Raw genomic sequence first — 4558 nt, 5'->3', positions numbered from 1 at the left:
CCTCAGGCCCGTAAACCTCCTTCCCCCTGTCTGGCCACCCGTTTCCCCCCCGGGGAACCGGTGAGGCGGGAGGCCCTGGAAAGAGTGGCCCGGGCCGAAGAGATCCTTAGGAAGATGCTGGGTCTTGAGGTCCTCCGGGTGCGGTTTGTGCGCGGTGAGGCCCGCCTGGAGGTACCCCCCTCCGCGATGGAAGCGGTCTTCGACCGGCGTGGGGAAATTTCCCGGTCTCTTCTGGATTTGGGGTTTAAACGCGTAAGTCTGGACCTTATCGGTTATTTTTAGTAGAATTTTTCCGCGGGAATAAATCGAGGAGTCAGCCGGAATGAGTATTCTGGTGGAAAGAGATCTGATGGAAATTCGTAACCATCTCCTGGAGATGTGTCATCTGGTGGTGGAGATGGTGCGTTCGGCGGTGGTGGCCTTTGAGCGACGGGATCCAGAACTGGCCCGTCGGGTGATCGAACAGGACACCCGGATCGATGAGCTGGATTTGAAGATCGACCAGATCTGTCTGGAGACCATTGCCCTCAAGCATCCGGTGGCCAGCGACCTGCGGTTTGTGGTTTCCACCCTGGATATGATCCGGGACCTGGAGCGTCTGGGTGATCAGGCGGTGAACATTGCCGAAAGGGTGCCCCGGTTACTTTCCCTGCCCCAGGTGTTCACCTGTCCGGTGGACCTTTCGGAGATGGCGCGCAAGGCCCTGCGTATGCTGGAGGAGGTCATCAACGCCTTTGTGGCCCGCGACGCCCAGAAGGCCCGGGAGATAAAGAGCTGGGACGACGAGGTGGATAGGTACAAGAAGATAGTGATCGAACGCATGGTGGAATGCATGGAGAGGAAACCGGAGGTGGTCCGGGCCGGGGTGGAGTATATCATTGTGGCCCAGAATCTGGAGCGGGTGGCGGATCTGGCCACCAATATGGCCGAGGAGATCATCTATATCGTGGAAGGCAAACTGGTCAAACACGAAGAGGTGATTCCGGAACTCAAACCCGCGGAGCGTCCGGATCTCTTCGAGCTTCTGGAAAAGCACGCCCGTCTGGTGATAGAATGCACCGAACGTCTCCCCCTGGCGCTGGAGGCCTATTTTCAGCAGAACACCGGGCGGTTGCGGGAGATCTCCGAGGATATCATTGCCATCGAACGCGAGGCCGATCGACTCAAGCAGAACATCCGGGGGCATCTGCCCTATGGACTTATTACCCCGGTGGATAAGTTCGAGCTCTTTCTGTTTCTTAAGGAGCAGGATGCGGTAGCGGATGCCGCCGAGGATATCCTCAAATGGTTAACCTTCAAGCAGGTGAGGGTTCCGGAAGACCTGGCCCGGGAGATCCTTCGGCTGCTCGAGGAGAACGTGAAAACCGCGGAATATCTGGTTCCCCTGGTGGAGAAGGCCAAGGTCTATATAGAGCGCGGGGATGATATTTCCCGTCAGGATGCCAAGGAAATCGTCCGTAATATCCGCAAGCGGGAGCATGAAAACGATCTCCTGGCTACGGAGATCAAGCGCAGGATCTTTACCCTTGATGAGGACTTCTTTAAGGTTTATTTTCTATTAAAGCTTCTGGAATATATCTGTGAGATTTCCGGGCGGACAGAGAACGCGGCGGATCTGATGCGAGCTATGATCGCCAAAGCTTAGGGAGGAGAGGATGATAAAGGCCACCCTTCAGCCTGCGGAGATCAAAAACGAACTCCTTCGGGCCGAGGACAAGCTTTCCGAGTTAAGGAGGTGTCTTTGACCCGGCTTCTCTGAAGAAACGTCTTTCCGAGCTGGAAAAGGAGATTCTCCGTCCGGATTTCTGGGATTCTCCCTCCTCTCGAGAGATATTGAAGGAACGTTCCAGGTTGCAGGAGATCCTGTCCCGCTGGGAGGATCTAACCCGGGAGGTGGAGGACCTACGCGTTCTGTTTGAGCTGGCCCTGGAGGAAGGTGACGAGGAGACCCTTCTGGAGGTCCAGAAGGGCCTGGCCAAACTGCGGCGGGATCTGGAGGAGGAAGAACTGCGGATCCTTCTTTCCGGGGAACATGATCATTCCCATGCCATTGTAACCATTCACGCCGGAGCCGGAGGTACCGAGGCCCAGGACTGGGTGGAGATGCTTTTGCGGATGTACACGCGCTGGGCGGAAAAGAAGGGCTATCGGATTCGGGTGGTGGATCTCCTTCCCGGGGAGGAAGCCGGACTCAAGTATGTGACCTTCATGGTGGAGGGGCCCTATGCCTACGGGTACCTCAAGGCCGAAAAGGGGGTCCATCGATTGGTGCGTATTTCCCCTTTTGACGCCAGCGGTCGCCGGCATACCTCCTTTGCCTCGGTCACGGTGATTCCGGAGATAGAGGAAAATATCGAGATTGAGATCCGTCCGGAGGATCTGCGCATTGAGACCATGCGGGCCTCAGGGCACGGGGGCCAGCACGTAAACAAGACCGAGACCGCGGTGCGTATCACCCATCTTCCCACCGGGATCGTGGTCACCTGTCAGAACGAACGCAGTCAGCATCTGAACAAGGCCACGGCCCTGAAGATTCTCAAGGCCCGGCTTTACGAACTGGAACGGCGTAAACTGGAAGAGAAGAAGGCCCAGCTGGCCGGAGAGAAGAAGGAAATCGCCTGGGGAAGCCAGATTCGCTCCTATATCCTTCAGCCTTACCGTCTGGTGAAGGACCATCGCACCGGTTACGAGACCGGCAATGTGGAGGCGGTTCTGGATGGCGAGATAGACCCCTTCATTCGGACCTATCTTCTTAGTCAGGCCGGCAGGGGTGGGGAGATGTCGGGATGGTCCGGTCCCGGTCCCCGAACGGAGAAGAAGGCGGAGGAGGTGTGTCTTGGCCCGTAAAAAAGGGGAAAGAGCCCTGGTTATGCTGGAGGACGGAACCCACTTCTGGGGCTGGTCTTTTACCGGCCCTGGCGAGGCCTTCGGGGAGATGGTCTTCAACACCGCTATAACCGGCTACCAGGAGATCCTCACCGATCCCTCCTACAAGGGTCAGATCGTGGCCATGACCTATCCCCTGATCGGGAACTACGGAGTAAATTCCGAGGACTCGGAGAGTCGGGGTATTCATGTGGAGGCCTTTGTGGTGCGGGAATACCAGCCGCACTATAGTAACTGGCGGGCGGAAAAATCGCTGGCGGAGTGGCTTTCGGAAAACGGGGTGCTCGCCGTGGAGGGGATTGATACCCGGGCCCTTACCCGACATGTGCGGCTTTTCGGGGCCATGAAGGCCGGGATCACCACCGAGGACCTGGACCCTAAGAGGTTCCTGGAGCGGGTGAAGGAAAGCCCGGGGCTGGTGGGGCGGGACCTGGTGAAGGAGGTAACCTCCCCGCAGCCCTATCGCTGGCGAAAAGGGACCATGGAAGAGGGAGTGGCTTCCTTTTCCGGGGAGGGGCGGATAAAGATCGCCGTACTGGATTGCGGGTTGAAGCTCAATCAGCTTCGGCTTTTTGAGGAACGGGGTTGTGAGTGTGTGGTCTTTCCGGCCCATACCCCGGCCGACGAGATCCTGGCTGCCGGGCCGGATGGGATCTTTCTTTCCAACGGTCCCGGGGATCCGGCGGCTGTACCCTATGTGGTGGAAACGGTCAGGGATCTTCTGGGCAAGAGGCCCCTTTTCGGTATCTGTCTGGGGCACCAGATGCTGGGGCAGGCCCTGGGGGCCTCCACCTATAAGCTCAAGTTCGGGCATCGAGGGGCCAACCATCCGGTAAAGGACCTCACCACCGGACGCATCGAGATCACCTCCCAGAACCATGGGTTCTGTGTTCGGGCCGAGGAACTCCCCCCGGAGGTGGAGGTGACCCATATCAATCTGAACGATAATACTCTGGAAGGTATAAGACACCGGGAAATTCCGGCCTTTTCGGTGCAATACCATCCGGAAAATGCCCCGGGTCCGCACGATGCGGTGTATCTTTTCGATCGTTTCGTGGAGATGATTCGGGCCTATCTGGTATAGATGAAGATTTATTATCCGCGGGATTTTCCCCTGCATTTAAAGAATCCGGTAGCCACCCTGGGCAATTTTGACGGGGTCCATGTGGGGCATCAGGCCCTCATTCGGGAGACGCTGGCCTGGGCCGATAGCCTGGGGGGAGAACCCCTGGTGATAACCTTTGAGCCTCATCCGCGCAAGGTTCTCCAGCCGGCGGTCCCCCTGCGCCTCCTTACCCCCTTCGAGGAAAAGATGGAATTTTTGGAAGGACTGGGGCTTTCCTCGGTGCTGATCATTCCCTTTGATCAGGAGGTAGCCGATCTTCCGGCCGAGGAGTTTGTGGAGGAATATCTGGTTTATGGTCTCAGGTTGAGCGGTCTGGTGGTGGGATTCAATTACCGGTTCGGGCGGGGGCGCAGCGGCGGCCCCGAGCTTCTGCACCAGATGGGGGAGAGATACGGGTTTCAGGTCCGGGTGATCGCTCCGCAGGTCCTGGATGGTCAGACGGTATCCAGTTCCCTCATAAGGGATTTTCTGCTTGAGGGCAAGGTCCGTCGCGGAGGAATATTTCTGGGGCGTCCCTATACCCTACGGGGAAGGGTGATCCGGGGG

3 protein-coding genes and 2 pseudogenes are annotated in these 4558 nt (G+C 57.7%); all 5 read left to right on the top strand.

Annotated features, from left to right (window positions below):
- Window positions 1-282: pseudogene (locus tag F8J34_RS09545) on the top strand (TIGR00268 family protein); the annotation flags it as partial.
- A gap of 40 nt (window positions 283-322) precedes the next feature.
- A complete protein-coding gene (phoU, locus tag F8J34_RS09540) occupies window positions 323-1645 on the top strand; it encodes a phosphate signaling complex protein PhoU (protein ID WP_297058862.1) in 1323 nt (440 codons plus the stop codon).
- Between the two features lie 10 nt (window positions 1646-1655).
- A protein-coding gene (gene prfB / locus F8J34_RS09535; protein ID WP_297058859.1) for a peptide chain release factor 2 occupies window positions 1656-2847 on the top strand; the annotation gives its coding sequence in 2 pieces (ribosomal slippage) (window positions 1656-1733 and window positions 1735-2847; 1191 coding nt in all).
- 22 nt (window positions 2848-2869) lie between these two features.
- Window positions 2870-3970 carry a glutamine-hydrolyzing carbamoyl-phosphate synthase small subunit gene (carA, locus tag F8J34_RS09530; RefSeq protein ID WP_363315442.1) on the top strand — a complete coding sequence of 367 codons (1101 nt, stop codon included), beginning with the start codon at window positions 2870-2872 and terminating at the stop codon, window positions 3968-3970.
- Window positions 3971-4558 (top strand): annotated as a pseudogene (locus F8J34_RS09525) (riboflavin biosynthesis protein RibF); the annotation flags it as partial.

It is taken from the genome of Thermosulfurimonas sp. (assembly GCF_015491435.1).
Classification (GTDB): domain Bacteria; phylum Desulfobacterota; class Thermodesulfobacteria; order Thermodesulfobacteriales; family Thermodesulfobacteriaceae; genus Thermosulfurimonas_A.
The sequence above is the reverse complement of the archived record's forward strand: the minus strand, read 5'-3'. Positions and strand labels throughout refer to the sequence as shown.